Origin of the sequence: Anoxybacter fermentans (assembly GCF_003991135.1) — a bacterium.
In the GTDB taxonomy this organism is placed as follows: Bacteria; Bacillota; Halanaerobiia; order DY22613; family DY22613; genus Anoxybacter; species Anoxybacter fermentans.
The window spans coordinates 1,578,595-1,604,066 of sequence record NZ_CP016379.1; the positions used below are offsets into that span (position 1 = coordinate 1,578,595).

The following is a 25,472-nucleotide window of genomic DNA, read 5'->3' on the forward strand; positions in this document are numbered from 1 at the left end:
ACTTTTCATAAATTTATTCATCTTTTTCTGAAAGAATCTTTGAAAGAGTATTTGCAACATATTGAACCACAGCAATAACCTTCCCGTATTCCATACGGGTTGGTCCTAAGATTCCAATTCGTCCTATCGGCCTGCCATTTACGGAATAAGTTGCAGAAATAATACTGCAATCCTGCATCTCTTTGTGGGGGTTTTCCTGCCCAATTGTAATCTGAATAGTCTCATCATTATCACTCTGGTTCAATATGTTATATAACAATTCTCTTTTTTCCAACATATTCATCATTGTTTTCAATTTTTTAAGATCAGCAAATTCAGGCTGATCTATCATATAAGAAGTTCCATCAAGAAAAATTTGCTGCAATTTCTTTTTCACATCTTCTAAAAGTTCTTCATATAAAATCTTTATAACATCTGATAATATATCATAACGATTAACCAATTCTCTCTCTAACTTTTTCATTAAAACAGAATCAATCTCTTCTAAAGTCATACCCTGAAGCCTATCATTAAGAAAATCGGAAATCTGGCCCAATTCTTTACGACTCATAGTTACGGGTATAGAAAAAATCTGATTATGCACCATACCGCTATCTGTTACCAGAACCGCAACCACTTTCCGACTTGTCAGAGGAATCAATTGGAGATGTTGAAAGATAGTCTGCTCGAAATTAGGAACTAGCCCCAGGGAAATATAATGGGTAAGTTGGGATAACATCCTGGTGGTCTCCTGAATCAGATCATGAATTTGCCGTTTTTTAGTGAAAAAAATCTGATCCACTTCTTCCGAAATCGAAGGTAAATCATTGGATTTCATAAGTGCATCCACAAAAATTCTATATCCTTTATCTGAAGGTATTCTACCTGCTGATGCATGAGGTTGTTCTAAGTATCCCATTGCTTCCAAATCAGCCATCTCATTTCGGATCGTTGCTGGACTAACACCAAAATTATAACGCCGTGTTAAAGTCCGGGAGCCAATGGGCTCTGCTGTAAGGATATATTCACGAATAACTGCCTCTAAAATTGCCCACTTTCGACCATCCAGCATTTTTCCCGCCCCCTTTGTTAGCACTCGTCCTGAATGAGTGCTAATAATCACTATTTTAAAAATAACACTCACTTTTCGGAATGTCAAATCAGATTATTCTCGATTATTTGAGACTAATTTAAAATAACTCACGATTTCTTCAATTTTCTTCTTTGCCTTTAAAGCAAGAATTCGGCAAAAACTTCATTCCCGAGAAAAAGTCCTTTTTCTGTTAAGGCAAGGTAATTTCCTTTAAGATTGAGAAGCCCCAGTTTGATAAGTTTTTTTATTTGTGTCCCGTAAATCTCCAACAAAGATTCACCAAACCTCTTCCTAAATTCGTCTAAACTGACCCCTTCCAGAACTCTAAGCCCCATAATTACAAATTCTTCCATTTGATCTTTGCAAGTTAGGTGAAGTTCCTCCTGCCTTGGGAGTTTGTTTCGAGTCAGGCAGCTGATATATTCTTCCAAATCATCGGTATTTTGATAACGAAGAGAGCCAAAAAATCCATGGGCTCCAGGGCCAACTCCAAGATACGGCTTATAATGCCAGTAACCCAGATTATGGCGCGAGGCATAACCTGGCCGGGCAAAGTTAGAAATCTCGTAGTGTTCAAACCCTGCATTTTTAAGTGTATTGATCGCATCCTGATACATCCAATATTCAGTATCTTCATCAACAGGCTTCAACTTACCATTAAGATAATCGTAATAAAATGGGGTATTCTCCTCAATCTTTAAATTGTAGAGACTCAAATGTTCAGGATTGAGTTTAAGAGCTATTTCAAGCGAATCCTGCCAGTCCTTTCTGGTTTGTCCAGGGATAGCAAAGATCAGGTCCAAATTGATATTGTCAAAACCTACTTCCCGAACTGTATAATAAGTCTTAAGTGCCTCAGATAAATTATGAACCCTCCCTAAATACTGAAGTATGCGGTCATCAAATGCCTGCACTCCTATACTTATCCGGTTAATTCCAGCCTCCCGCATAATCTTAAGATCTTTTTCCACTCCGGTGGCAGGATTCATCTCACAGGTGATCTCAGCTCCTTCTTTAACTGGAAAATGTTCTTTAACCCCCTCAATAATCCTGGCCAGTTCCTCACCTGAAAGACAGGTGGGAGTCCCTCCCCCTAGATAGATCGTCTCAAGGATAGTTTGGTCATATTCCTGGCTTAAAAGAGAAAGCTCAGAAAAAAGAGCTAGCAGAAACTCTTCTGCTAACTCTTTTTTATATTCAAAAGAAATGAAATCACAGTAATTACATTTTCGCAAACAGAAAGGAATATGAATATATAATCCGCAGCTTTCCATCAATAAATCCTCCTAAAGTCAACGGCTACTTTTTATCCTTGATTTTACTACAAAAAGCTAATTTTTCGCTTCAAAAGAAATTTTTCGAACCATCTAAAGTTTAGTTTCAGTAACTTGATTAGCTCATCACATCCGGTGATGAGACCATTCTTTTCAATCTCACCAAGATGGTTTAACGAAAAATTTCTATTGCGCTCAAAATTAGCTTTTTGCAGTTTAATCATCCTTTGATAAAATCTAAATCGTACATTAAATGAACCCATTTTTATCCCCTTATTTTTTGCTTTTCAATATATTCACGGATTGTTTCTTCAGAAATGGAACCTATTGTTTCAATGTAATAAGACGAATTCCAGAGATGACCTTTCCAAAGCTGTTCTTTAAGTTCAGGGTATTTCATAAATAATTTTCTTGCACTTATCCCTTTCAACATCTTAACAATATAAGACGGTGCTATTTTTGGATGTGCAGACACATAGATACGGACATGGTCGGGCATGATTTCCATCGTATGAATAGTAAAACCTTTTTCTTCAGCAATTTCTAAAAACAAACGCTTTAAGTATTCGTCAATACCTCCTTTTAATACTGATTTTCGATTTTTTACCGTCCATACGATATGATAATTAACATTATAAATACAAGTTCTAGCATAAATTAAGTCGTTTTTTTTCATACAGTTAGTATACCATATTTCATCTACAAATTCAATAATATCAATATTTTTGGGTAATATATATGGTATGATTAAACTGCAAAAAGCTAATTTTTCACTTCAAAAAAATTTTTTCAAACCATCTAAAGTTCGATTTCAGTGACTTGATTAGCTTATCACATCCTATGATGAGACCGTTCTTTTCAATCTCACCAAGATGGTTTAACGAAAAATTTCTATTGCGCTCAAAATTAACTTTTTGCAGTTTAATCATAGTATCAAAAAAGTAATAAAAAACCCTCCCACCAAATTTGGTGAGAGAGTTTTTTCATTTATCATTCATCATCATTAATCTTCAGTACTGCCATAAAAGCTTCCTGTGGAATTTCTACATTACCCACAGCCTTCATCCGCTTTTTACCAGCCTTTTGCTTCTCTAATAGTTTTTTCTTTCGGGTTACATCACCACCATAACACTTGGCCAGTACATTTTTTCGTTTTGCCTTTATATTCACCCGGGCAATTACTTTAGTTCCAATAGCAGCTTGAATAGGTACCTCAAATAGCTGTCTTGGAATATATTCCTTAAGTTTCCGACATAACTGCTGTCCTCTATGATAAGCATCATCTTCATGGACAATAACGGATAAAGCATCTACCGGCTTACCATTGATCAATACATCCAGTTTCACCAGTTTACTTTCCTGATAACCTTTCAATTCATAGTCAAGGGTTGCATAACCCCTGGTTCGGGATTTAAGTTGGTCAAAGAAATCAATAATAATCTCACTTAATGGAATATCATAGACCAGTTTAACCCGATCAGTATCAATATACTGCATATCCTTAAAAGTTCCCCGACGTTTTTGACAAAGCTCCATACCCTATCCTACATAACTCTCAGGAAGAATAATAGTAGCCTGAACATATGGTTCTTCAATCTTTTCAATTTGGCCCCGATCCGGGAATAGTGCCGGATTACCAATCTCCTGTACCTCACCATTTTTTAAATGGACCCGATAGACAACAGAAGGTGCTGTCATAACCAGATCCAGACCATATTCTCTTTCTAAGCGTTCTTGAATAACTTCCATATGAAGTAAACCTAAAAAACCACAGCGGAAACCGAATCCTAAAGCTTCTGAGGTCTCCGGTTCATAAACAAAAGAAGCATCATTTAACTGTAATTTCTCGATTGCCTCCCGCAATTCTTCATAATCACTGCTATCAACAGGATAAAGACCTGCAAATACCATAGGTTTTACCTGCTGATAACCCGGAAGCGGTTTTGAAGCAGGATTTTTGGCATCGGTAATAGTATCACCTACACGACAATTCTTTACATCTTTAATACCGGCAGTTACATAACCAACTTCACCCGCTGAGAGTTGTTCAACGGGAGTCATTGCAGGAGTGAAAACACCTACATTATCCACTTCATAGGTCTTGTCCGAAGCCATTAGCTTAATTTTCATTCCCGGCTTTATAATTCCATCCACAACTCGAATATAAGCCACAACTCCAAGATAGGGATCATACATGGAGTCAAAGACAAGAGCTTTTAAGGGCTCGTCCTCTTTACCGGAAGGAGTAGGGACTCTCTGGACCACTGCTTCTAAAACATCTATAACTCCCTCTCCTGTTTTGGCACTACAGAGAATCGCCTCATCAGGATCAATCCCCATATCTGCTAATTCTAATTTGACATAGTCAGGCCGTGCATTGGGTAAGTCAATTTTATTGATGACAGGAATAATCTCCAGATCGTTCTCTAATGCCAGATAGACATTAGCCAGAGTCTGCGCCTCAACTCCCTGAGCAGCATCAATTACCAAAAGAGCCCCTTCGCATGCAGCCAGACTCCGCGATACCTCATAAGAAAAATCCACATGCCCAGGTGTATCAATTAAGTTCAGGATATATTCTTCACCATCTTTAGCTTTATATTTTAAACGTACAGCCTGGGCTTTAATGGTAATACCCCGTTCCCGTTCAATATCCATACTGTCTAAAATTTGTTCTTTTAACTCCCGCTCGGAGATAGCACCTGTATATTCTAACAAACGGTCAGCAAGGGTAGATTTACCGTGGTCAATATGGGCAATAATACAAAAGTTTCTGATTTTCTGGCTGACCTGTTTTTTCATTGTATGTTCCTCCTTTAAAAAGCCGAATCTAGACATTCTTCTAAAATTATAACATTCCTCTTTCTGTTAATCAAGAAGAAAGATCGGCTCTTCCTTTAAAAGCTCAGCAATTATTTCAGCCAGCAATTGCCCTGTATATACAGCTTCAGCTGTTGTATTTCCCTGATATCCAACTTCGATCAATAGAGCATGAGGATGTAAATCTTGATTATACCTTTTGTTTTCCCTATTTTCTACCCTTCTTAAAAGTCCAGGGTACATTTCCTGCATCTTAGCTGCCAGAGCTGTACAAAACTTAAAATTGGTTTCCCAATGTGGGTGTGCTTCTCTTTGCTCTTCTTTGGATAAATAATCCAGCTTCCCCTGTGTGACAATAAGCAATACTCGCGCAGCTTTTTTCCCTTTGATCTTTATGATATAATCATCACGGATTATATCTAGAGCATTATTTTTCCCATCACGATGCAGATCAAGAACAATATCAAACGACTGCTCCCTTAATAATTTTTGAATCCCCTTACGGGCATTGTTATATGCATTGGCAAATACTTCTCCATCATAACTGGTAGTATCGTGATATACTTCAACCCCCAGTTTCTTTAAACCCTCTGTTAATGCATCTCCCACTATTACAATATTACCCAGATGTGGTAACAGAGTATGCCAGAGATTATCCTGAGGATGAGAATCATCGATATAGGTTTCAGAAGTATGGGTATGATAAATAAGTACACGTGGTTTGCGTTTTATGGCCCTTTTTGAAGTATTTATAATCTTATCTTTTAGAACCCGCGGTTCAGCAGTTTTGGTTACATGAAGCATCTCTTCTTCTGGGATATCAAGATAAATTGTTCCCTTTTCACTCCTGATTACTTTTTTTTCACGGGCCAAAGCGGCAGGAACTTTTTCTTTTTTCTTCAAAGCTGCTACTGTTCTGATATTTTTATGGGATTTCAAACTGGGGATACTTGAAGTCAGATAGGTTAAAGGTCTTTTAAAATCAATTCCCACTGTCCAATAAACAAAATAATTTATAAGGTTTTTCGGTTCTACTAAAAGTTCCATAAATCCCCGTTTTTTTATCTTACCATCTAGGGCTGGGATTCCCTCCGCAATTATAGATCTGGAGCGCTCACTATCAAGCTGCATCCATTTATAAATCTGATGAACCAATTTCTCAGGTGCTACTTTCTCAGATACTTCCAGATTAAACTGCACCACAAGTGAGGTTAACTGTTCTGGGTATGATATAAATTTATGAATTATCAGTCCCACTATAAGAAAAAAAACTATAATATATAAAATAAGTATGATCTGAAATTTTTTTTCTCTTAACATGAAATAATCACCACCTTTATCCCCTTCATAAAAATATATGAGAGGCAGGTAGTGATTATTCCATCAGTGCTGCATTGGGCTTTTTAGTCAGGCAAGATATAAAGAAAGATTTTCTAAAGTAATATCCGGATGCAATGCAACATTAATTCCTCCTGCAATGCATCTGGACATATCCTGAATTAATTCATCGATTCCTTTAGGAGTCACCACCAGATTTCCAAAGAAAGGTTGAAGAACTTCATTGATAATCTGATTTTTATATTTTGGATCCAGACGGTTATATCTTTCCCTTTCTGCCCCTGCAAATTTGGAACTAGAGAAAAGTTTATCTATAGCATCATTGGCAATGGTAGTCGCATGAACTACTGTTGGGATTCCCATTGCAATAACCGGAACACCCATGCTTTTTTGAGTAATCCCTGCTCGTTTTTTGCCCAACCCTGAACCAGGATGAATTCCGGCATTACTTATCTGAATAGTTGTACCCAGACGGCTTACACTTCTTGCCGCCAGGGCATCAATGGCGATGATTACCTCAGGTTTTACCCGCTCTACTACACCTTTTATAATCTCTGCTGTCTGGACACCGGTAAGACCCATAACCCCTGGAGAAAGAGCACAAACAGAGCGTAGCCCTTTTCTTAATTCAGGAGGTACTTCTTTATAGAGATGGCGGGTAATCATTAAATAATGTATTACTCTTGGCCCTAATGCATCAGGAGTGGCATTCCAATTTCCAAGGCCAACTACAAAAATTGTTGAGTCCTCTCTTAATCTATCAAAATTAATTAACCGCTCCAACTCCCCGGCAATGACACCGCTTAAAGAGTTATGAATCTCCCGATTATTAGTAGAAAGCCCTTGAGATTCTATAGTCACATACTCACCTACAGGTTTTCCAATTTTTTGGGCAGCACTTTCATTCAATACCTTAATTCGTGTAACCATAGAATACTCTTTCCGTTCTTCTGTAACTGAAACCCCTTCAATCTCACCACCTGTCCGCTGAATCGCCATCTCTTGGGCTTCTACTGCCAGATCAGTGTAGATACCTAAATTTTGCATTAAATTAAATTCCCCTTCCTCTTTAACGAAGTTCTGTCGGAACAAAAGCGTCAACAATACCAATTACCAATGCTGCCAATAATGCCCCAATCAAAGTAACCCGCATGCCGGGTACTATAAATTGGGCTAACCAAATTACAATAGTAGAAGTTATAAATCCAATCAACCCACGACTCTGAGGAGAAACTTTTTCCCCCAACAATCCTTCAATAATATAACCAATTACTGCAATTACAATAGCTCCCAACAATGCATTTGTAAAACCTACAATTTCAAAACCCGGAATAAAGAAACCTACCGCTAAAAGAACTAGTGCTGAAACAATAAATCGTATAATCGCTCCTATCCAACCTGCCATAACTAAATCACCTCCTTAAATTTTTTCATTTATAGCTTTACCTTTGAATTTAATAACTATTCAAAAAACTTTTTAAAAGTACCGATTTATTTTACCCAATCTGGGATAAAATAACTAACAGTATAAGAGCATTTTTTGAGAAATCCCTTGCATTTTTAAACTACCCGTGTTACAATTTAAATGTTATGAAAAAAATCATACATATTATCATAAAGTTTTTGCCTGATGATTCTGTTGAAGGAGGTGACTTGAAGAATGCCTATCATTAAATCTGCAAAAAAGAGAGTAAAGATCACTAAAAAGAGAACTTTGCGGAATCGTGCAAATAAATCTGCTCTTCGTACTGCTATCAAGCGTTTTGAAAGAGCAGTAGCTGAAGGTGATCTTGAGAAAGCTAAAGTTGAGCTGGTTAAAGCCCAAAGCACTATTGATAAATCTGTAAAGAAGGGTATCATTCATAAAAACAATGCTGCACGGAAGAAATCTAGATTAGCAAGAATGTTCAATCAGCTGGCTGCCAATGCTTAATTATAGACATGGCTTATATGTAAAAAAAGCTGAACTCATCTGAGTTCAGCTTTTTTATGTTCAGGAAATTATACTTTGTGCAGATTATAAATAATATTTGGTATAGATAATTTATAAAAAACTGCAAAAAGCTAATTTTAAGCGCTATTGAAATTTTTCTTTAAACCATCTTATTAAGATTGAAAAGAATAGTCTCATCACAGGATATAATGAGCTAATCAAGTCACTGAAATCGAACATTAGATGGTTCGAAAAATTTCTTTACGAAGCGAAAAATTAGCTTTTTACAGTAAAATCATCTAATTTGATTTCAAATTCTTCATATCAATCAATGCCAACTGTAAAGCCATCTTTTCAGGATACTTCCCGGTCACAATATCATAATTAGCCTGAAGCATCCGCTCTAAAGCCAGTTCCAGTTCAGTCATGGTAAAGTTTCGGGCCTGCTTATAGCACTTTTTAATCGGATACGGATGCTGGCCCAACCGTTTAGCAGTATCTTCAGGTGGAAATCCCTTCTCAGACATCTCCTTAGAAAACATAATCAAATGGAGCTGACGGATAAACATTTTAAGAATCATAAATAATGATTCTCCTTCCCGCTCCATATCCTCCAAAATCAGCAAAGCTTTCTTAATCTGCCGATTTCCTACTGCATCTACCAGATCAAAGATAATATTTTCCTTTAAAATAGCATCTTTACTAATTACAGCTTTAATATCATCCAATGTAACGAACTCTTTATCTCCAACATAAATAACAACCTTTTCAATCTCTGATTTAAGTCGCTGCAGATTGTTATGAAAATGTTCTTCTAAAAAATTTATTCCATTTTTGGCAACCTTTTTTCCTTCTTTTGCAAATTGCTGCTCAATCCACATATCAAGATTCTGATACTTTAATGGTTCAAACTCAATCCATTCTCCAATCTCCTTAATCAGTTTAACAAAACTGAGACGTCCATCCGGCTTATTTTTTGAGATTAGCAAAAGAATTGTATTTTTTGGAAAATCTTTGAAAAGTTTAGTCAATATTCTCTCATCTTTTTTATGTATCAGACGTTCCTTGCAACGGGCCACTACAATCCTGTATGGAGAGAGCATACTTACAGTATGACAGACCTCATATAACTTATTGTCAAAATCCTCTTCGTTCTCCTCATTTATATAGCTTAACATAAAATCTTTCATTCCAGGGTCTACAAACCGTTTAATAAACTTACTGACAAACTCATCTATTAGATAGGGTTCATTCCCGAACAAAAGATAAACTGGCTTCAAATCTTCCAACTTTGCTTTTAGTATTCTTTCAGTCCACTCCATCTATATCACATCCTTCTAAAGATTAGTTCGCTATATATAACAAAATTCCTGCGTAAATAAATATAACTCCCGCGGAAAGGAACTTCTCCGCAGGAGTTTATGCTTTTACCCAATACCTTTGCGGAATAAATCAGCAAATTCGCTGGGCATACCGGGCTCTTTTTCAATAGCAGAAGCGGTCTTTTCAAAATTGTACTCCACTTCACGACTAATATAATCAATACTATCCCGGGTAATATCAAGAATAACATAAGTGGCCCTGGGATTTCCATGCTTGGATTTTCCAACACTGCCAGCATTAACAATACAACGATTATCTACTACTTTAAAGTAAGGTTTGTGGGTATGGCCACAGATCAGGATATCAAAGGAATATTGATCCAGAATCTCAAAAATGGCTTCATTATCTGCATAAAGATATTCATTATTTTTACGTGGACTTCCATGAACTATATAAACATCTTTACCCTCTATCTTCATCCGGTACTCTTTTGGTAAATTCTTAAGCCATTCTTTATTTTCAGGAGTAACGTTTTCCTGACTCCAGACTAAAGACATTCCAGCTCGTTCTAAATCTTTAGGATCCTTATAATCACAGCCGCAAGCCAAAAGATCTTCTGCCACACTCTCATCATAGTTACCTTGAATAGTTAAAATCTCCTTTTTACGGATCAGGTTGATTACTTCATTAGGAAATGTTGCATATCCTACCAGGTCACCAACACAAATAATTTTATCAACCTTCTGAGTTTCAATATCTTTTAGCACCTCTTCTAAAGCATAAATATTAGCATGAATATCCGCAATTACTGCTAATCTCATTATAACCCTCCTTTAAGCTTTAGTAAACCAATGACGAGTACTGTTGGCTATCCTTACCAGAGTTAACATAAGAGGTACTTCTACCAGCACCCCCACAACAGTAGCCAATGCTGCACCTGAGCTTAGTCCAAAAAGACTGATTGCGGTCGCAACAGCCAATTCAAAAAAATTACTGGCACCAATCATACTCGCCGGAGCAGCAATAGAATGTTCAACTTTCCAGAGTTTGGCCCAACCATAACCGATGATAAAAATGAAAAAAGTTTGGATGATCAAAGGAATTGCGATTAATATAATATGCAACGGATTATTTAGAATTACATCACCCTGGAAAGAGAAGAGAATAATCAGTGTTAAGAGCAAACCAATGATAGTAAAGTTACCTAATTTTTTTAGATAGACGTTTTCAAACCAATCCAGACCTTTTGTCCGGATTAAATATTTACGGGAAAAATATCCAGCTGCCAGTGGAATGACAATAAATAAAATTACAGATAAGAAAATAGTATCATATGGAACACTGATATCAGATACTCCCAAAAGGAACATGACAATTGGGGCATAAGCAACTAATAAAATTAAATCATTAATTGACACCTGAACCAGAGTATAACCGGGATCTCCATCGGTTAAGTAGCTCCAGACAAAGACCATAGCAGTACATGGAGCAGCACCCAAAAGAATTGCTCCTGCAATATATTCTTTTCCTAAATCTGCGGGAATCAATCCACCAAAAAAGATTTTGATAAAAAGCCAGGCAAAGAAAAACATGGTGAAAGGTTTAATCAGCCAATTCACTACCAGAGTAATAATTAGACCTTTAGGTTTGCGACCTACTGCAACAATACTGTCAAAATCGATTTTAACCATCATGGGATAAATCATAAACCAGATCAATATAGCCACCGGAATTGAAACCTGTGCATATTCCATCTTGCTTAGAAAGCGTGGAATTGCTGGAATGAGCTGACCTATAAGTACACCAATAATGATACAGATAGCAACCCAGATGGTTAAGTAGCGTTCAAAAAAACCCAATCTTTTTCCTTTAACTTCCTTCTGCTTTTTTGTTAAAGTTTGTTTGCTCATATTTTTCCTCCTTTCTTAACTCTTTTTATTTTTTTATTATTATCCAGCATTCTACATAAATCCATTGACTTAATCTGATATAGATTAGTCTCGATTTCATCCATCCCAAGAGCAGAATAACTTTGATTTTGCAAATTATTCAAAATATCCAAATAAGAGCTGTAAACAGGATAGTTGATCTTATAATAAGACCATTGCTCTCGCCGCTCCTCTACTACCAAATCCAGGTCTTTAAAACGACGTAAATGCTGAGAAATACAGGGCTGGGACTTGCCCAGAATCTCTGTTAATTCACAGACACAAAGTTGCTGGTCTAATAAAAGTTTTAAAATCTTAAATCTTGTTTCATCAGAAATACATTTTAAAAATTGAATTAGTTTATGCATTTGCTCCTCCTTTCTACATATTCGTAATTACTAATATAAGTATATACAAATATAATCTCACTGTCAATATGTTTTACCAGATTTTAACAAAATAAAATACCCTTCCAGACATTTAAGAAAGGTGGATCTGCATCCACCTTTTAGACTGATTGTAAAATTTCTTTAATCTCTTCCTTTTTAGGAACTCGACCAGAGGCTTTCACCTCTCCATTGACCACCAGACCTGGAGTACGCATAACTCCATATGAGAGAATATCCTGCATATCTGTAACTTTCTCAATATTGGCCTCCAAACCCAGCTCATCTACTGCTTCTTTGGTTAAGTTGGCTAATTTTATACAATTTGCACAACCTGAACCAAGAATCTTAATTTCAAGCATTTTTCCACCTCCTTTCAACATAAACATTATGTATAGATTAAACTGCAAAAAGCTAATTTTGAGCATCAGAGAAATTTTTCGTTAAATCATCTTAGCGAAATGAAAGGAGAAATAAGGCCTCATATGAGGATGTGATGAGCTAATCAAGTCACTGAAATCGAACTTTAGATGGTTCGAAAAATTTCTTTATAAAGCGAAAAATTAGCTTTTTTGCAGTAAAGTCATAAAATAATATTAAACAAATAACCCACAAAAATAATTGAAACACCAACAATTCCCACAAAAATACCAATCAATTTAGGTTTAATTACTTTTCGCAAAATTATCATTTCAGGTAATGATAGAGCAACCACAGCCATCATAAAACTCAATGCTGTCCCAACAGCCACACCTTTTCCAATTAACGCCTGGATTACGGGAATAGTCCCAACTGCATTAGAATAAAGTGGAATCCCAAGAGCAACTGCAACAAAGACAGCAAAAGAATTATTTTCACCTGCATATCGACTCAAAAGGTCAGCAGGAGCATAACCGTGAATAACAGCGCCAATTCCAATCCCAATAAGAATAAAAATCCAGATTCGCTTTATAATATCAACAACCGCATCTTTAGCAAACTCAAGTCTCTCCTGCCGGGTCATCTGTTCAACATGGGTTTCTCCCATTTGAATCTGATAAACATATTCCTCTACTTCTTTTTCTAGATTCAGATTACCGATAATAATTCCACCTACAATCCCAATTACCATTCCGCTGATCAAATATAGCCCGGCAATCTTCCAGCCAAAAAGAGTAAAAAGCATCACAAGGGCAATTTCATTAACAATAGGTGAAGTTATCAAAAATGAAAAAGTCACTCCCAACGGTATTCCCGCTTCCACAAAGCCGATAAAAATCGGTACGGTAGAACAGGAACAGAAAGGTGAAATTACACCCAAAACAGCCGCCAGAAAATTACCCACGAAAAGTTTTTTACCACTGAGAAGTTCTCTGGCTCTTTCTGGTGGAAAGTAACTTCTTATAAATGAAATAACAAATATCATAACCGAAAGTAATATAATAAGCTTTAATGAATCATAAATAAAGAAATCTAATGCTTTCCCCAAACGACTATCTTCTGCAATCTTTAAAAATTTATACACCACAAAATCAGAAAACCATTGAATCAACTCAAACTACCTCCTTTGACAAGCTTTACATTTTTTAATTCTCTCATTTTTTCTAAGATTCTGAAAACGCAGCCATTCTTCTTTAAAGTCAGCCATCCTTTCTAATGGTAAACTGATTAATTCTTCTAATTCTTTTATTTTCTCTTCAAACTTCACCTTATTTAAACTATAGTAAATTAACTGACCTTCCCGTCTCTTTTCTACCAGGTCTGCATTAAAGAGTATCCGTAAATGTTGAGATATATTAGATTGAGTCTGACCAGTTACTTCTTCTAATTCGCAGACACATAATTCCCTCTCAGCTAGCAATTTAATTAACTTTAACCGGGATTCATTAGAAAAACATTTGGCAAATTCTACAATATCAGAAAGCTTCATTCTGGCTCTCACCTCGCAAATCTATTAAATAAGTGTTTTCTTATATAATTATATACTTATTTATTTTAAAAATCAAACATAAAAAAAGACTAACAATTATGTTAGTCATTGGGGTAACGCTGTTTGGCCCTTCTTATGATTTTATAAACTAAAAACATGACTTCTGTTAAAATAAGCTGTAGTAGCGGAATACCCATTACCTGGCCATAAGATTTTTCTACCCATCTATTTATCCGCCCATTAAATCCCTAATGGATAGATTGAGTACTCTAATTTAATTTATTTTTTCATTACATTTCCCAACTTACCAGTCTATTTTCTATACTAGTCAAGATTGTCAGAATACAGATTAATCTTTCAGCACATAATAAGAACATCACGACAAAGGGAGGTGAAATTAATTGGCAGGTGGTCAAAGAACTAACACTCTTGTTAACCCATTAGCTGCAAAAGCTATGGAACAATTCAAATATGAAGTAGCTCAGGAATTGGGTATTCAAGTTCCCCAAAGCGGTTACTGGGGTGAAATGACTACCCGTGATACCGGTGCTATTGGGGGCCATATGGTTCGTAAAATGGTTGAAGCTTACGAAAGCAGATTAGCTGGAAGTACTAACCAGTAATTAAAACTCTTTAAAAAGAGCGGGTTTTATATCCGCTCTTTTTATTTTAGTTGCATAGAGCTAATCAAACCTTTAATAAAAATTTTTTATTACCAGTCTTTATTATAATAAATTTGACCATTTTTAATACATGATTTTGCTGCAAAAAGCTAATTTTTTGCTTCAAAAAGAAATTTTTCGAACCATCTAAAGTCCGATTTCAATCGAAATAAGGCACACTAATCAATGGGTCATCTTGGCCCTTAATTAGTTCATCACATCCTCATATGAGGCCATTCTCTTCAATCTCACTAAGATGGTTTAACGAAAAATTTCAATAGCGCTCAAAATTAGCTTTTTGTAGTTTAATCATACATTAAAATTTAATTTTAATTTCCTCACCTGATAAGCCATTTTAGTATCCATTCACCTGTATAATTTTTTTAATTCTTCCATTAAAAGTCTTGTAATAAAATTTCTTTTTAGATTAAATTTCTTATATTCAAGTTGATTTACTGGCATAACATCTAAAAGGGAATTCGTTATAAAAATTTCATCTGCATTGAACAAATCATCTTTATGGTATTGTCCTGTTTTAAGTTTTAAATTTAGCTTTTTAACAATATTCATAACCTTATTTCTAATAATACCAGGCAAAATACCGCAACTAACTGAAGGCGTATATACTACATTATCTTTTATAAAAAAAATATTCGATATGGTACCTTCACAAATCTTCCCATATACGTTTTCAAAAACAGCTTCATCAAACCCCTTTTTTCTAGCTTTTTCCAGAGATAATATATTTTCTATATAATTATTTGACTTAATCCTTACTAAAGGCGATTCAGGATTTCTCTTTATATCTGCAAAACAGAGTTTAAAACCTTTTTTATAGATTTCCTCTTTATAAATATTTCCCCTTGTTGTTATTAATAAACAATATTTATCTTTGTTTTTAGAATAGGCTACTCTTATTCCTCCATCGTTCAAATTATTTTTTCTTATAAGTTTATAACAATATTCTTCTATAATATTTAATGGTATTTTAAGTTCCAAATTTAAAATCTCACAGCCTCTTTTTAATCTTTCCATATGTTCTTTGAAAAAATATATTTTTCCATTATACACCTTTATGGTTTCAAAAAGGCCATAACCATACATAAAGCCTTCACCTGTAGGAGGAACACAAGCTTTATGAGATTCTATCAATTTTCCGTTAATGGATATATACATAATGATACTCTCCTGTTGTTATTGTATTAAAATATTAGCTTGATTCTGTTCCCTATAAGCCGCCACCTGCTATTGACTAGCAAGTAGCTATTAGCTGTTAACTATTTAGTGCTTCCATCAGCGCCCTGGCTTTATGTAGTGTTTCTTCATATTCAAGTTCCGGATCGGAATCCCAGACGATGCCTCCTCCTACCTGAAAGTAAGCTTTGTTATTTTTGCAAACTATAGTTCTAATAACTATATTCAAATCAGCATCTCCATTAAAACCTATATAACCTATGGAACCGGTATAAACGTTTCTTTGAGTAGGCTCCAGTTCGTCAATTATTTCCATAGCCCTGATCTTAGGTGCTCCAGTGATAGAACCTCCTGGGAATGTGGCCATAATGCAGTCTATTACATCACATTCGTCTTTTAGATTTCCAATCACCGTTGATACCAGGTGGTAAACAGTAGGATATTCTTCTAAATGGAACAACTCCGTTACTTTTACAGTACCTGTCTTAGAGATCTTACCCAGATCGTTTCTTTCCAAATCCACTATCATCAACAATTCGGCCTTATCCTTCTCGCTTGATAATAACTCTTCTCTATTTTTTAAATCCTCTTTTAGAGTTTTGCCTCTAGGCCTTGTCCCCTTTATAGGTCTCGTTTCTATAACCCTATCCTTTATCCTTATAAATCTTTCAGGTGAACTGCTTATTATATACCCATCACCGAAATCGATAAAACTTGCAAATGGTGCAGGATTTATATTCCTTAACTTAGCATACAGTTCATAAGGACTCTCCTGTAGTTCACATTCAAACCTCTGAGTAAGATTTGCCTGATAAATATCTCCAGCCCTTATATAATCTTTAACCTTGTTAATAGCTTTTATATATTCTTCCTTAGTAAAATTAGATTTAAATTTCAACGATTTGCTTTTTTTGCTTAGACTTATTTTTATTCCTTTCTTTTCTCCTTCCTTTATTTTGTCGATTATTTCATTAACTATTTTTTCAGGTAAGTTTTTAATACCTAAAGATACTACAAATACTTTGTTTTTAGTATGGTCTATAACAATTATACCGTCATAAAAACCAAGATAGCAATCAGGTATATTTACATCATCTACGGCAGTTCTAGGTAATCTTTCTATATGATGGCACAAATCGTAGGCAAAATATCCTACTGCTCCTCCTATAAAAGGAAGATCTGTCTTATAATCCATTTTGTACTTAGATAGTAATTCTTTTAATTTCATAAATGGATTTCCGGTAAACCTTTTAATTTCACCGTCTTCAATAATCTCCATTTTATCGTTTTTGCTTTTAAAAACTAAAAAAGGCTCAAATCCTATGAAGGAATATTTGCCAAGCTTTTGATGGTCCATTCCGCTATCTAAGAAAAAACTGTAGGAATAATCTTTAAAAAGTGTATAAATTTCAAAACTGTTTAAAGAAGTTTCTATTTCTTTAACTAACATCTTTTCACCTGCTTATCTTAATTTTTTAGCTTCTTTTAAGAAATTATTGAGAAGTTCCAGGCCCATTTCAGTAAGTATTGCTTCAGGGTGAAATTGTACTCCTTCAATCAGATATTCTTTATGTTTTATACCCATTATTTCCCCATCATAAGTTTCTGCGGTAATTTCAAAACAATCCGGTAAAGATTCCCTATCAATAACCAATGAATGATATCTGGTCACATTTAAGGGATTTTTAAGGTTTTTAAATACCCCTTTATTAATATGCTTAATAGGATGAACTTTTCCATGTACAGGCTCCAATGCCTTTACAATTTTACCCCCAAATACCTGTCCTATAGTCTGATGCCCTAAACATATGCCAAGTATAGGTATTTTGCCCTTAAATTTTTCTACAACTTCTATACAAATTCCTGCTTCATTGGGAGTACATGGTCCGGGAGATAAAACGATCATATCAGGATTTAGTTTCTCAATTTCTTCAATTGTAATTTTATCATTTCTGTATACTAAAACTTTTTCCTTCAGACATTCTAAATATTGAACTAAATTATAAGTAAAAGAATCATAATTATCAATCATTAAAATCAAATATAACACTCCTTTTTTAAAGTTCAATATTCGGATATGCTTTGAAAATATGTAATTACATAAATATACCTGCCTTCTACTAATTACTGCTGGTTTTAGTATAGCATTTGTTACAGCACTAATCAAGTACAGCAATTCATCTTATCCATACATTTCCTTTAAAAGCAAAAGACTTCTTATCGAATTAGGTTGAAAATTCATTGATGATTTTATTGCAAAAAGCTAATTTTTCGCTTCAAAAGAAATTTTTCGAACCACCTAAAGTTCGATTTCAGTTGAAATAAGGCATACTAATCAATGGAGCCTCCTGACCCTTGATTAGCTCATCACATCCTGTGATGAGGCTTTATTTCAACTGAAATCTCACTAAGATAGTTTAACGAAAAATTTCTATGGCGCTCAAAATTAGCTTTTTGCAATTTAATCATTGATTTTATCTTTTATTTTTTTTGCAGATAAGTAAGGTTCATTTGATGCCATTATATAAGACATAACTGCAATTCCATCGGCACCTGCAGATAAAACTTTTTTTACATTTTCAGGATTTATGCCACCCAGTGCTATTACAGGAATTTTAACTTGAGACTTTATATCTTTAATCAGTTCGATTCCTTTAGGCCTTAATCCTTTTTTACAATCCGTTTCAAATATGTGACTAGCCAGTATATAGCTTGCTCCGTGTTTCTCTGAAAGTATCGCTTCTTTTAAACTGTGCACTGATACACCTAAAAGTCCTTTAAATTCAAATTTTTCTTTCATAAATCTATCAAAACTTGTATGGAAACCTGATGCATTTATGTTTTTTGCTACATCTAAATTTCCGTTAACTATTAATGGTATGTTATAAGCATCAGCGATGTTTTTCAATTTAATTGCAATTGGAAGCAGTTCCTCGTAAGATAAATCCTTTTCCCTTAATAAAACAGCATCTACTCCACCTTTAATGGCATTTTCTACTACATCGTAAAAGTTGTCTTTTTCTATAATTTTTCTATTTGTTATAAGATAAAGCACTTTAGTCGTCCTCTCTTAAAATATTTATGTTTTTGCCCTGCATTACTTTGTTTATATTCCTCATAGAACACATTTTTCCGCACATTGTACAACTATCTTCGTGTTCAGGCATGGATTCACGTCTATATCTTCTTGCCTTTTCAGGGTCGATGGCCAGTTCAAACATTCTTTCCCAATCTAAATTTTGTCTAGCTTTGCTCATTTCGCAATCCCATTCTTTTGCACCCTTAATATTTTTCGCTATGTCTGCAGCATGGGCAGCAATTTTAGAAGCAATAATACCTTCTTTCATATCTTCTAATGTAGGAAGCCTTAAATGTTCTGCTGGTGTTACATAGCATAAGAAGTCTGCACCGTTTGCAGCTGCAATAGCTCCTCCTATGGCGCTTGTAATGTGGTCATATCCAGGAGCAATATCTGTAACTATAGGGCCTAATACATAGAAAGGTGCACCATGGCAGAGTTTTTTCTCAAGGAGCATATTAGCAGCTATCTCATTTAAAGGCATATGTCCAGGTCCTTCTATCATTACTTGTATATTTCTTTCCCATGCCCTTTTTGTAAGTTCTCCAAGTACTATAAGTTCTTTAATCTGGCTTGCATCTGTAGCATCGTTGATGCTTCCGGGACGACAGGCATCACCAAGACTTATGGTTACATCATATTTTTCACATATGTCTAAAACTTCATCAAAGTATTCGTAAAATGGATTTTCTTTATCGTTTAATTCCATCCACGCATATAATAAGGAACCGCCCCTTGAAACTATATTTGTAAGCCTTTTGTTTCTTTTAAAGACTTCGGCAGTTTCCCTATTTATACCGGCATGTATTGTCATGAAGTCAACACCATCTTGAGCATGTTTTTCTACAACCTTTATAAATTCTTCAGCAGTTATATCTTTAAGTTCTTTATCGTAAAAACCAATTGCATCGTATACAGGTACCGTACCTATCATTGCAGGAGACATATCGATTAACTTCTTTCTAAACTCTTCAGTTTTTCCGTAAGAACTTAAATCCATTATTGATTCAACCTTCATTTTAAGGGCTACTTTTACCTTTTCTAGCTCCTTTTCGACATTACAGCAGTCCTTTGAAATACCTAAGTTGACATTTATTTTAGTCCTCAAGCCTTCTCCAATTCCTTCGGGATCAAGGGATTTATGTTTTTTGTTTGCAGGTATTACCACTTTACCCTGCGCTATTTTTTCTCTTAAAACTTCAACATCTATTTTTTCCTTTTTAGCAACTACTTCCATTTCCCTGGTAATTATACCTTTTTTAGCAGCATCCATTTGAGTTGTATAATTCATTTTCCATTCCCCTTTTCTATATAGTGTTTAGTAATCTTCGTATACTCTTTACTTTTTCAACTATATTCGGCGAACCGACAATTTCAGATATCATTGCAAAACATTTACCACCGTGTCTTTTAACTTCAAGAATATTCGATTCCTTTATTCCTCCTATTGCCACATAAGGAATAGGAATGTTTTCAGAAACCCATTTGAGATACTTTAATCCTTCAGATTTTTCTACATTTTTTTTGGTTGTCGTATTAAATATGGGGCCTACTCCTATATAATCTGCTCCTTTCTCAACAGCTGCTTTGGCCTGTTCAATGTTGTGGGTAGATAGGCCTATAATCATATTTCCTGTTATTTTTTTTACTTCTTCTATCGGTATGTCTTCCTGTCCTATGTGAATGCCATCAGCCTTTACAGCAAGGGCTATGTCCACATCATCGTTGACAATAAAAGTTACTCCACTGTCTTTAGTAAGTTTTCGAATAGCTTTGCATTCATTATATTTTTCAAATTTACTTTTTTCCTTTTCTCTATATTGAATAATTTTGATTCCAGCCTTTATCATTTCTTCAACTATCTGAATATTGGTTCTGCCCAAAGAAAACTCTTCTCCCGTAATTCCATAAATGTCAGTATTTAAAAAAGCTTTATTTAGTCCGAAATTTTTTTCTAAATCATAGGATTTATACCTAAGGCCTTCGTATATTTTCGATTTATCATAATGTCCTAAAATCTTGAGGGATTCTTCAATACTTCTCAATCCTTCCTGAACTCTTTTAAAATTTGCTTCTACTAAACTTAATAAATCTTCTTTTTTATCGATAGTGCTTGTTTGGGATATTGTAAAACCCGGGTCATTACAGGAATCCCTAAAATTTAATAAGTTAGGATCTGAAAAAACTTTCCTTACAATATGCCTCATTTCCCTGAGTTCCTTTGTCATATTGACATCTTCTAAAATAAATCGGGATATATCTTCTAAAACTCTCAATCCTTCTGCAACTCTATTGATATTCGCATCAATTATTCTGTAACAATTCATGAAAGACACCTCAATATTATTTAGAAGTTGAAAGTTAGCTAATATCTAATAACTTTTAACAGTAAGCTGTCAGCTATTACCTGACAACTTATTATATATGCATCCAATCTTTAAATACCGGCTGGTAACCCTTTTTCAATATGGCTTCTTTTATTTCTTTAACACTTCGTTTGTCAGAAATTTCAAACTGACCGTCACTTTTTGTCTTAGATGTATGTCCACCAACCTCAGTAGATACTCCTGCCGACATTTTGGTAACTCCCAGTGGAATCAGGTTGTCCCTTAAATTTTGATTTTCTCTTGTGGAGATTGTAATACCTACACGGGGTAGAAAAAGCCTTAAAGCCAGCATTATTTGAACTAAGTTTTTGTCATTTACAGGATAAATTTCTTCGAATACTCCTATGTGGGGTCTTATTCTCGGAAGAGAAATGCTTACCTCCACATCAGAATATTTGTCTTGCAAATATTTTGCGTGAAGTCCTGTCATAAAAGCTTCTTTTCTCCAGTCGTTTAAACCTAGAAGTGCTCCTATGTTTATATTCCTTATTTGAGCCCTGCAAGCCCTTTCAGGAGCATTTAACCTAAACTTGTAATTTTTTTTAGGTCCTGCAATATGGACTTTATCATATATTTCTTCATCATATACCTCTTGATAAATAGTAAGTCCGTCTACTCCTGCTTCAATAACTTGTCTGTATTCATCTTCATTAAGGGGGTAAATTTCTATCGAAATCGAATCAAAATATTTTCTCAAAATCTTTACTGCATCAATTATATACGAAACTGGTGTTTCTTTTCTCGATTCCCCTGTTAAAATAAGGATATGCCTGAGTCCTGTAGATGAAATTGCTTTAGCTTCCTCTTCTATTTCTTTAAATGTTAATTTTTTCCTTTTGATCTTATTTTCTATATTAAACCCGCAGTAAGAACATCTATTGACACAATAATTGGCCAGATACATAGGAGTATAAAGGAGTATCGTTTTACCAAAATTTTGTACTGTCAACCTATGAGCTTTTTGAGCCATATCTTCAAGATAATTCTCAGCTTCAGGAGACAAAAGAGCAAGAAAATCATACTCATTTATTTTATATTCATTTATTATCCTGAGTATATCTGATGGTGTTATATTTTCAAAAAACTTATCGAAATTAAAGTTTTTATATCTTAAATATTCATTATAAAAACTCATTATATCCCGCCTTCGTTTAGAAATCCTGTAAGTGGAGAAGAAGCTTCAGCATATCTTCTTTCAGGGCCTAATTTGGAAAGGTAAGCTATTCTACCAGCTCTAACAGCTAAACTAAAGGCTTCAGCCATTTTGACAGGGTCTCCGGCAGTAGCAATGGCTGTATTAACTAAAACTGCTGCTGCTCCCATTTCCATAGCTTCGGCAGCATCGGAAGGTTTACCTATACCTGCATCTACGATTATCGGTATGTCTATTTCATCTATCATAATTTGTATCAATTCCCTGGTTTTTAGTCCTCTATTTGTACCTATAGGCGATCCTAAAGGCATAACTGCAGCAGCTCCAGCTTCAACCAGTCTTTTAGCAGCTATTAAGTCTGGACTCATATATGGGAGTACAACAAAACCTTCCCTGGCTAAAATTTCAGTAGCTTTAATAGTTTCGTAATTGTCAGGAAGGAGATATTTATTATCGGAAATAACTTCGATTTTTATCCAGTTTCCGCATCCCATAGCTTTTGCAAGTCTTGCAATCCTTACTGCTTCTTCTGCGTTTCTTGCTCCAGAAGTATTTGGAAGTAAAATACAATCTTCAGGTATATATTCAAGAATATTTTCTTCTTTAGAATTTAAATCTACTCTTCTTAATGCCATAGTAATTACCTGTGCCTTAGAACTTTTTATAACATCAGGAATTATTTTTTTGCTTGGAAATTTGCCCGTACCTATAAATAACCTGTTTTTAAGTTTGATTCCTCCAATAACCAATTTATCCATAACTCTACACACCCTTTTCTCCCATAATAAGTCTTAAAACAGTATTGGCCTGATGATTGGCCGCTATACAAACTCTTGGTGCCATAAGGCCACATCCCGGTTTTGCTTCTGAAATACCGTCACCTACCAGGTAAAAATTGTTCTTAATTTTTCTAGTTACTATTGTATTGTTGGAAAAATAGCCAGCCATTCCTGAAGCGGCTACTATAATTTTTCCAGGCATTTTATTTAGTACTGTATTTACTAATGTTGCTTTGGAATGAGGATTATCGAAAGCTTCTACTATAATGTCAACTTTACTGAAAATATCTGAAATATTGTTTTCATCTAAATATGCATTTTTTATATCCACTTTAACAAAGGGATTGATTTGAGAAATAATATCTTTCATAGCCTCCGTTTTAAGCATGCCTATATGTTTTATAAAATATTGCTGCCTATTTAGATTGCTCGGTTCAACAACATCGAAGTCTACTAAAAGAAGTCTACCTATACCTATTCTTGCTAGTGAAATTGCAACATTTGAACCAAGACCACCAAGCCCTGCAATACCTATGTAAGCCTTTTTTACCTTTTCGTGTACTCCAGGAGTATGGCGTGCAATTAAAAGGGCTTCCAATTCGTTTTTATCGGGAATTTCGCCTCGTTTTATCAATGTTAATTTGTCATTTTCCTTTAAAATCATATCTTCCCTTATAATGAATCCATTTAGTACTACTATATCTGCGTCTTTTTTTACCATATCTCTAACTTCAAAGGCTGTAGTACCTTCTTTTATTGTAAAATTTCTTTCGTTAACGAATATGTTCATTTTAGCCACCACCTACAAAACTCACTATTTCGACTCTGTCTTCCTTATCGAGTATTTTTACAGAGTATTTTTCCTTTGGGACAATTTCAAAATTTACTTCTACAACCACCTTGTTTTTATCTAAACCGAGTCTTTTAAGAAGATTATCTACCGTTATTCCTATTTCAAAATCCATTTCTTTTCCGTTGATTATCACTTTATCCCTCCTTTCAAACTCAGCTTTTTAATAATGATTAAAGTCAAACTATAATCCAATAACCAAGAAATTATTAACTTAAATTGGTCGAAATAAGGCACACTAATCAATATTTCGCTCAAAATTAGCTTTTTACAGTTTAATCATAAATAAAAATGGGAAGCAATTTTCTGCTCCCCTCATAACCAAACCGGTATATAAACAAAAAAATCACAAATCCCTAGAGAATTTGTGATAAACTAAAACACAAACTTCCCTACGGTAGCATTACCTACATCAGGTTATGAGGGTCAGAGATAACATCTCTTTCTCAGCCTATCAATATAGGCTCCCCTAGTTGTGCAAATATTTAATTTTAAATGATTATATAAGAATTATAACATATGTTTTGTTTTTTTACAAGTATAGATAGGGTAAATTTACAAACCCTTAAATTAGAGCTATACACTCCACATGCGTGGTATTCATTATACCGGGTTTGTTAATTTTGAGATAAACCTGGCATATTGGTTGTTATAACATATTAGCAAATACCTGCAAAAAGTTAATTTTTCGCTTTAAAGAAATTTTTCGAACCATCTAAATTCAGTCGAAATAAGGCATACTAATCCATGGATCCTCCTGACTCATGATTAGCTTATTACCTCCTCTGAGACCATTCTTTTCAATCTCACTAAGATGACACTCAAAATTAGCTTTTTGCAGCTTAATCACATATAAGATTTTATAGCATCTAATAAAGACCTAAACTGCTTTAAACAGAAATTTTAATTTAATTCTTCCTGATCTGACAAACTGTTTACAGGACTAGTCAAGATTGTCAGAATAGAGTTCTTATTTCCTTCACATAATAGAAATACAACAAGATGAAAGGAGGTGAAATTAAATGGCAGGTGGTCAAAGAACTAATACTCTCGTTAACCCATTAGCTGCAAAAGCTATGGAACAATTCAAGTACGAAGTAGCTCAGGAACTTGGTATTCAGGTTCCTCAAAGTGGCTACTGGGGTGAAATGACTACTCGTGATACCGGTGCTATTGGTGGTCATATGGTTCGTAAGATGGTTGAAGCTTACGAAAGCCAATTGGCTCAGGGAGTTACCAGAGGTACTAACCAATAATTTTTAAAGTCCCTTTAAAAAGAGCGGATTTTTATATCCGCTCTTTTTATTCTTTTGTCCAGATAATTAAAACGGTTAGTATCCTCTGGCAAATTTTTATCTTTTTTATCTTCCAAATCTTATTATAAT

Annotated in this window: 26 protein-coding genes, 1 pseudogene and 1 riboswitch; of the genes and pseudogenes, 3 read left to right on the forward strand and 24 right to left on the reverse strand. The window is 34.7% G+C overall.

The window, feature by feature from the left end; all coding sequences use genetic code 11:
- Nucleotides 1-13: 13 nt before the first annotated feature.
- The 7 genes and pseudogenes from hrcA to BBF96_RS07210 all read right to left on the reverse strand — a co-directional run bounded on the left by hrcA (nucleotide 14) and on the right by BBF96_RS07210 (nucleotide 7,909).
- Nucleotides 14-1,051 carry a heat-inducible transcriptional repressor HrcA gene (gene hrcA / locus BBF96_RS07180; protein WP_127016509.1) on the reverse strand — a complete coding sequence of 346 codons (1,038 nt, stop codon included), beginning with the start codon at nucleotides 1,049-1,051 and terminating at the stop codon, nucleotides 14-16.
- Nucleotides 1,052-1,209: 158 nt separating this feature from the next.
- Nucleotides 1,210-2,346 (reverse strand): radical SAM family heme chaperone HemW, encoded by a 1,137-nt coding sequence (gene hemW, locus BBF96_RS07185; protein ID WP_127016510.1) that lies wholly within the window; start codon nucleotides 2,344-2,346, stop codon nucleotides 1,210-1,212.
- Between the two features lie 265 nt (nucleotides 2,347-2,611).
- Entirely contained in the window at nucleotides 2,612-3,022 is a 411-nt protein-coding gene (gene tnpA, locus BBF96_RS07190; protein ID WP_127016511.1) for an IS200/IS605 family transposase, read from the reverse strand.
- Nucleotides 3,023-3,336: 314 nt separating this feature from the next.
- Nucleotides 3,337-5,148: pseudogene (gene lepA / locus BBF96_RS07195) on the reverse strand (translation elongation factor 4).
- 66 nt (nucleotides 5,149-5,214) lie between these two features.
- Nucleotides 5,215-6,486, reverse strand: a complete 1,272-nt coding sequence (spoIIP, locus tag BBF96_RS07200) for a stage II sporulation protein P (protein WP_127016512.1) — start codon at nucleotides 6,484-6,486, stop codon at nucleotides 5,215-5,217.
- An 87-nt stretch (nucleotides 6,487-6,573) separates the two neighbouring features.
- On the reverse strand, nucleotides 6,574-7,551 hold the full coding sequence (gene gpr, locus BBF96_RS07205; RefSeq protein WP_127016513.1) for a GPR endopeptidase: 978 nt from the start codon (nucleotides 7,549-7,551) through the stop codon (nucleotides 6,574-6,576).
- A gap of 22 nt (nucleotides 7,552-7,573) precedes the next feature.
- Nucleotides 7,574-7,909, reverse strand: a complete 336-nt coding sequence (locus BBF96_RS07210) for a phage holin family protein (RefSeq protein WP_127016514.1) — start codon at nucleotides 7,907-7,909, stop codon at nucleotides 7,574-7,576.
- Nucleotides 7,910-8,164: 255 nt separating this feature from the next.
- On the opposite strand from BBF96_RS07210, the gene rpsT reads away from it, so the two are divergent.
- Nucleotides 8,165-8,437: a 30S ribosomal protein S20 gene (rpsT, locus tag BBF96_RS07215; protein ID WP_127016515.1), complete on the forward strand. Its 273-nt coding sequence runs from the start codon at nucleotides 8,165-8,167 to the stop codon at nucleotides 8,435-8,437.
- A 299-nt stretch (nucleotides 8,438-8,736) separates the two neighbouring features.
- Here rpsT and holA read toward each other — a convergent pair whose 3' ends face one another.
- From holA to BBF96_RS07250, 7 genes are all read right to left on the reverse strand, one after another.
- Nucleotides 8,737-9,759 carry a DNA polymerase III subunit delta gene (gene holA / locus BBF96_RS07220; protein ID WP_127016516.1) on the reverse strand — a complete coding sequence of 341 codons (1,023 nt, stop codon included), beginning with the start codon at nucleotides 9,757-9,759 and terminating at the stop codon, nucleotides 8,737-8,739.
- A gap of 105 nt (nucleotides 9,760-9,864) precedes the next feature.
- The gene (locus tag BBF96_RS07225; RefSeq protein WP_127016517.1) at nucleotides 9,865-10,581 is read right to left on the reverse strand and encodes a metallophosphoesterase family protein; all 717 of its coding nucleotides are present in this window, start codon (nucleotides 10,579-10,581) and stop codon (nucleotides 9,865-9,867) included.
- Between the two features lie 12 nt (nucleotides 10,582-10,593).
- Nucleotides 10,594-11,670, reverse strand: coding sequence for an ACR3 family arsenite efflux transporter (arsB, locus tag BBF96_RS07230; protein ID WP_127016518.1), 1,077 nt, complete (start codon nucleotides 11,668-11,670; stop codon nucleotides 10,594-10,596).
- Nucleotides 11,667-12,056, reverse strand: coding sequence for an ArsR/SmtB family transcription factor (locus BBF96_RS07235; RefSeq protein WP_127016519.1), 390 nt, complete (start codon nucleotides 12,054-12,056; stop codon nucleotides 11,667-11,669). Before BBF96_RS07235 ends, arsB begins: the two co-directional genes overlap by 4 nt.
- A gap of 140 nt (nucleotides 12,057-12,196) precedes the next feature.
- A complete protein-coding gene (locus tag BBF96_RS07240; RefSeq protein ID WP_127016520.1) occupies nucleotides 12,197-12,436 on the reverse strand; it encodes a thioredoxin family protein in 240 nt (79 codons plus the stop codon).
- 221 nt (nucleotides 12,437-12,657) lie between these two features.
- On the reverse strand, nucleotides 12,658-13,605 hold the full coding sequence (locus BBF96_RS07245) for a permease (RefSeq protein WP_127016521.1): 948 nt from the start codon (nucleotides 13,603-13,605) through the stop codon (nucleotides 12,658-12,660).
- Between the two features lie 6 nt (nucleotides 13,606-13,611).
- Nucleotides 13,612-13,983 carry an ArsR/SmtB family transcription factor gene (locus tag BBF96_RS07250; RefSeq protein WP_164730944.1) on the reverse strand — a complete coding sequence of 124 codons (372 nt, stop codon included), beginning with the start codon at nucleotides 13,981-13,983 and terminating at the stop codon, nucleotides 13,612-13,614.
- Between the two features lie 401 nt (nucleotides 13,984-14,384).
- Between BBF96_RS07250 and BBF96_RS07255 the strand changes: the two genes are divergently transcribed.
- The gene (locus BBF96_RS07255; protein ID WP_127016523.1) at nucleotides 14,385-14,606 is read left to right on the forward strand and encodes an alpha/beta-type small acid-soluble spore protein; all 222 of its coding nucleotides are present in this window, start codon (nucleotides 14,385-14,387) and stop codon (nucleotides 14,604-14,606) included.
- 405 nt (nucleotides 14,607-15,011) lie between these two features.
- On the opposite strand, the gene BBF96_RS07260 is transcribed toward BBF96_RS07255, so the two are convergent.
- The 10 genes from BBF96_RS07260 to thiS form a co-directional block, all read right to left on the reverse strand.
- Nucleotides 15,012-15,821 (reverse strand): aminotransferase class IV, encoded by an 810-nt coding sequence (locus BBF96_RS07260; RefSeq protein ID WP_127016524.1) that lies wholly within the window; start codon nucleotides 15,819-15,821, stop codon nucleotides 15,012-15,014.
- 97 nt (nucleotides 15,822-15,918) lie between these two features.
- Complete coding sequence (gene pabB / locus BBF96_RS07265; RefSeq protein ID WP_127016525.1) at nucleotides 15,919-17,289, reverse strand: aminodeoxychorismate synthase component I; 1,371 nt, start codon at nucleotides 17,287-17,289, stop codon at nucleotides 15,919-15,921.
- 12 nt (nucleotides 17,290-17,301) lie between these two features.
- Nucleotides 17,302-17,880 carry an anthranilate synthase component II gene (locus BBF96_RS07270; RefSeq protein ID WP_127018212.1) on the reverse strand — a complete coding sequence of 193 codons (579 nt, stop codon included), beginning with the start codon at nucleotides 17,878-17,880 and terminating at the stop codon, nucleotides 17,302-17,304.
- Between the two features lie 420 nt (nucleotides 17,881-18,300).
- Entirely contained in the window at nucleotides 18,301-18,894 is a 594-nt protein-coding gene (gene thiE, locus BBF96_RS07275; protein WP_127016526.1) for a thiamine phosphate synthase, read from the reverse strand.
- Nucleotide 18,895: 1 nt separating this feature from the next.
- On the reverse strand, nucleotides 18,896-20,209 hold the full coding sequence (gene thiC / locus BBF96_RS07280) for a phosphomethylpyrimidine synthase ThiC (protein ID WP_127016527.1): 1,314 nt from the start codon (nucleotides 20,207-20,209) through the stop codon (nucleotides 18,896-18,898).
- A gap of 16 nt (nucleotides 20,210-20,225) precedes the next feature.
- Nucleotides 20,226-21,245: a thiamine phosphate synthase gene (gene thiE, locus BBF96_RS07285; RefSeq protein WP_127016528.1), complete on the reverse strand. Its 1,020-nt coding sequence runs from the start codon at nucleotides 21,243-21,245 to the stop codon at nucleotides 20,226-20,228.
- A gap of 91 nt (nucleotides 21,246-21,336) precedes the next feature.
- Nucleotides 21,337-22,440, reverse strand: a complete 1,104-nt coding sequence (gene thiH / locus BBF96_RS07290) for a 2-iminoacetate synthase ThiH (protein WP_127016529.1) — start codon at nucleotides 22,438-22,440, stop codon at nucleotides 21,337-21,339.
- Entirely contained in the window at nucleotides 22,440-23,216 is a 777-nt protein-coding gene (locus BBF96_RS07295) for a thiazole synthase (RefSeq protein WP_127016530.1), read from the reverse strand. The genes thiH and BBF96_RS07295 overlap by 1 nt, the downstream gene beginning before the upstream one ends.
- A gap of 4 nt (nucleotides 23,217-23,220) precedes the next feature.
- The gene (gene thiF, locus BBF96_RS07300; RefSeq protein WP_127016531.1) at nucleotides 23,221-24,027 is read right to left on the reverse strand and encodes a sulfur carrier protein ThiS adenylyltransferase ThiF; all 807 of its coding nucleotides are present in this window, start codon (nucleotides 24,025-24,027) and stop codon (nucleotides 23,221-23,223) included.
- A 1-nt stretch (nucleotide 24,028) separates the two neighbouring features.
- Nucleotides 24,029-24,223 carry a sulfur carrier protein ThiS gene (gene thiS, locus BBF96_RS07305; RefSeq protein WP_127016532.1) on the reverse strand — a complete coding sequence of 65 codons (195 nt, stop codon included), beginning with the start codon at nucleotides 24,221-24,223 and terminating at the stop codon, nucleotides 24,029-24,031.
- Nucleotides 24,224-24,459: 236 nt separating this feature from the next.
- Nucleotides 24,460-24,568: riboswitch (TPP riboswitch) on the reverse strand.
- A 541-nt stretch (nucleotides 24,569-25,109) separates the two neighbouring features.
- On the opposite strand from thiS, the gene BBF96_RS07310 reads away from it, so the two are divergent.
- Nucleotides 25,110-25,343, forward strand: a complete 234-nt coding sequence (locus tag BBF96_RS07310) for an alpha/beta-type small acid-soluble spore protein (RefSeq protein ID WP_127016533.1) — start codon at nucleotides 25,110-25,112, stop codon at nucleotides 25,341-25,343.
- The last annotated feature ends 129 nt before the right edge of the window (nucleotides 25,344-25,472 follow it).

Excerpts from the sequence above, each read along its gene's own strand:
- hrcA (WP_127016509.1), bottom strand. The coding sequence starts at position 1,051 with ATGCTGGATGGTCGAAAGTGGGCAATTTTAGAGGCAGTTATTCGTGAA.
- hemW (WP_127016510.1), bottom strand. The coding sequence starts at position 2,346 with ATGGAAAGCTGCGGATTATATATTCATATTCCTTTCTGTTTGCGAAAA.
- tnpA (WP_127016511.1), bottom strand. The coding sequence starts at position 3,022 with ATGAAAAAAAACGACTTAATTTATGCTAGAACTTGTATTTATAATGTT.
- spoIIP (WP_127016512.1), bottom strand. The coding sequence starts at position 6,486 with ATGTTAAGAGAAAAAAAATTTCAGATCATACTTATTTTATATATTATA.
- gpr (WP_127016513.1), bottom strand. The coding sequence starts at position 7,551 with ATGCAAAATTTAGGTATCTACACTGATCTGGCAGTAGAAGCCCAAGAG.
- BBF96_RS07210 (WP_127016514.1), bottom strand. The coding sequence starts at position 7,909 with ATGGCAGGTTGGATAGGAGCGATTATACGATTTATTGTTTCAGCACTA.
- rpsT (WP_127016515.1), top strand. The coding sequence starts at position 8,165 with ATGCCTATCATTAAATCTGCAAAAAAGAGAGTAAAGATCACTAAAAAG.
- holA (WP_127016516.1), bottom strand. The coding sequence starts at position 9,759 with ATGGAGTGGACTGAAAGAATACTAAAAGCAAAGTTGGAAGATTTGAAG.
- BBF96_RS07225 (WP_127016517.1), bottom strand. The coding sequence starts at position 10,581 with ATGAGATTAGCAGTAATTGCGGATATTCATGCTAATATTTATGCTTTA.
- arsB (WP_127016518.1), bottom strand. The coding sequence starts at position 11,670 with ATGAGCAAACAAACTTTAACAAAAAAGCAGAAGGAAGTTAAAGGAAAA.
- BBF96_RS07235 (WP_127016519.1), bottom strand. The coding sequence starts at position 12,056 with ATGCATAAACTAATTCAATTTTTAAAATGTATTTCTGATGAAACAAGA.
- BBF96_RS07240 (WP_127016520.1), bottom strand. The coding sequence starts at position 12,436 with ATGCTTGAAATTAAGATTCTTGGTTCAGGTTGTGCAAATTGTATAAAA.
- BBF96_RS07250 (WP_164730944.1), bottom strand. The coding sequence starts at position 13,983 with ATGAAGCTTTCTGATATTGTAGAATTTGCCAAATGTTTTTCTAATGAA.
- BBF96_RS07260 (WP_127016524.1), bottom strand. The coding sequence starts at position 15,821 with ATGTATATATCCATTAACGGAAAATTGATAGAATCTCATAAAGCTTGT.
- pabB (WP_127016525.1), bottom strand. The coding sequence starts at position 17,289 with ATGTTAGTTAAAGAAATAGAAACTTCTTTAAACAGTTTTGAAATTTAT.
- thiC (WP_127016527.1), bottom strand. The coding sequence starts at position 20,209 with ATGAATTATACAACTCAAATGGATGCTGCTAAAAAAGGTATAATTACC.
- thiE (WP_127016528.1), bottom strand. The coding sequence starts at position 21,245 with ATGAATTGTTACAGAATAATTGATGCGAATATCAATAGAGTTGCAGAA.
- thiH (WP_127016529.1), bottom strand. The coding sequence starts at position 22,440 with ATGAGTTTTTATAATGAATATTTAAGATATAAAAACTTTAATTTCGAT.
- BBF96_RS07295 (WP_127016530.1), bottom strand. The coding sequence starts at position 23,216 with ATGGATAAATTGGTTATTGGAGGAATCAAACTTAAAAACAGGTTATTT.
- thiF (WP_127016531.1), bottom strand. The coding sequence starts at position 24,027 with ATGAACATATTCGTTAACGAAAGAAATTTTACAATAAAAGAAGGTACT.
- BBF96_RS07310 (WP_127016533.1), top strand. The coding sequence starts at position 25,110 with ATGGCAGGTGGTCAAAGAACTAATACTCTCGTTAACCCATTAGCTGCA.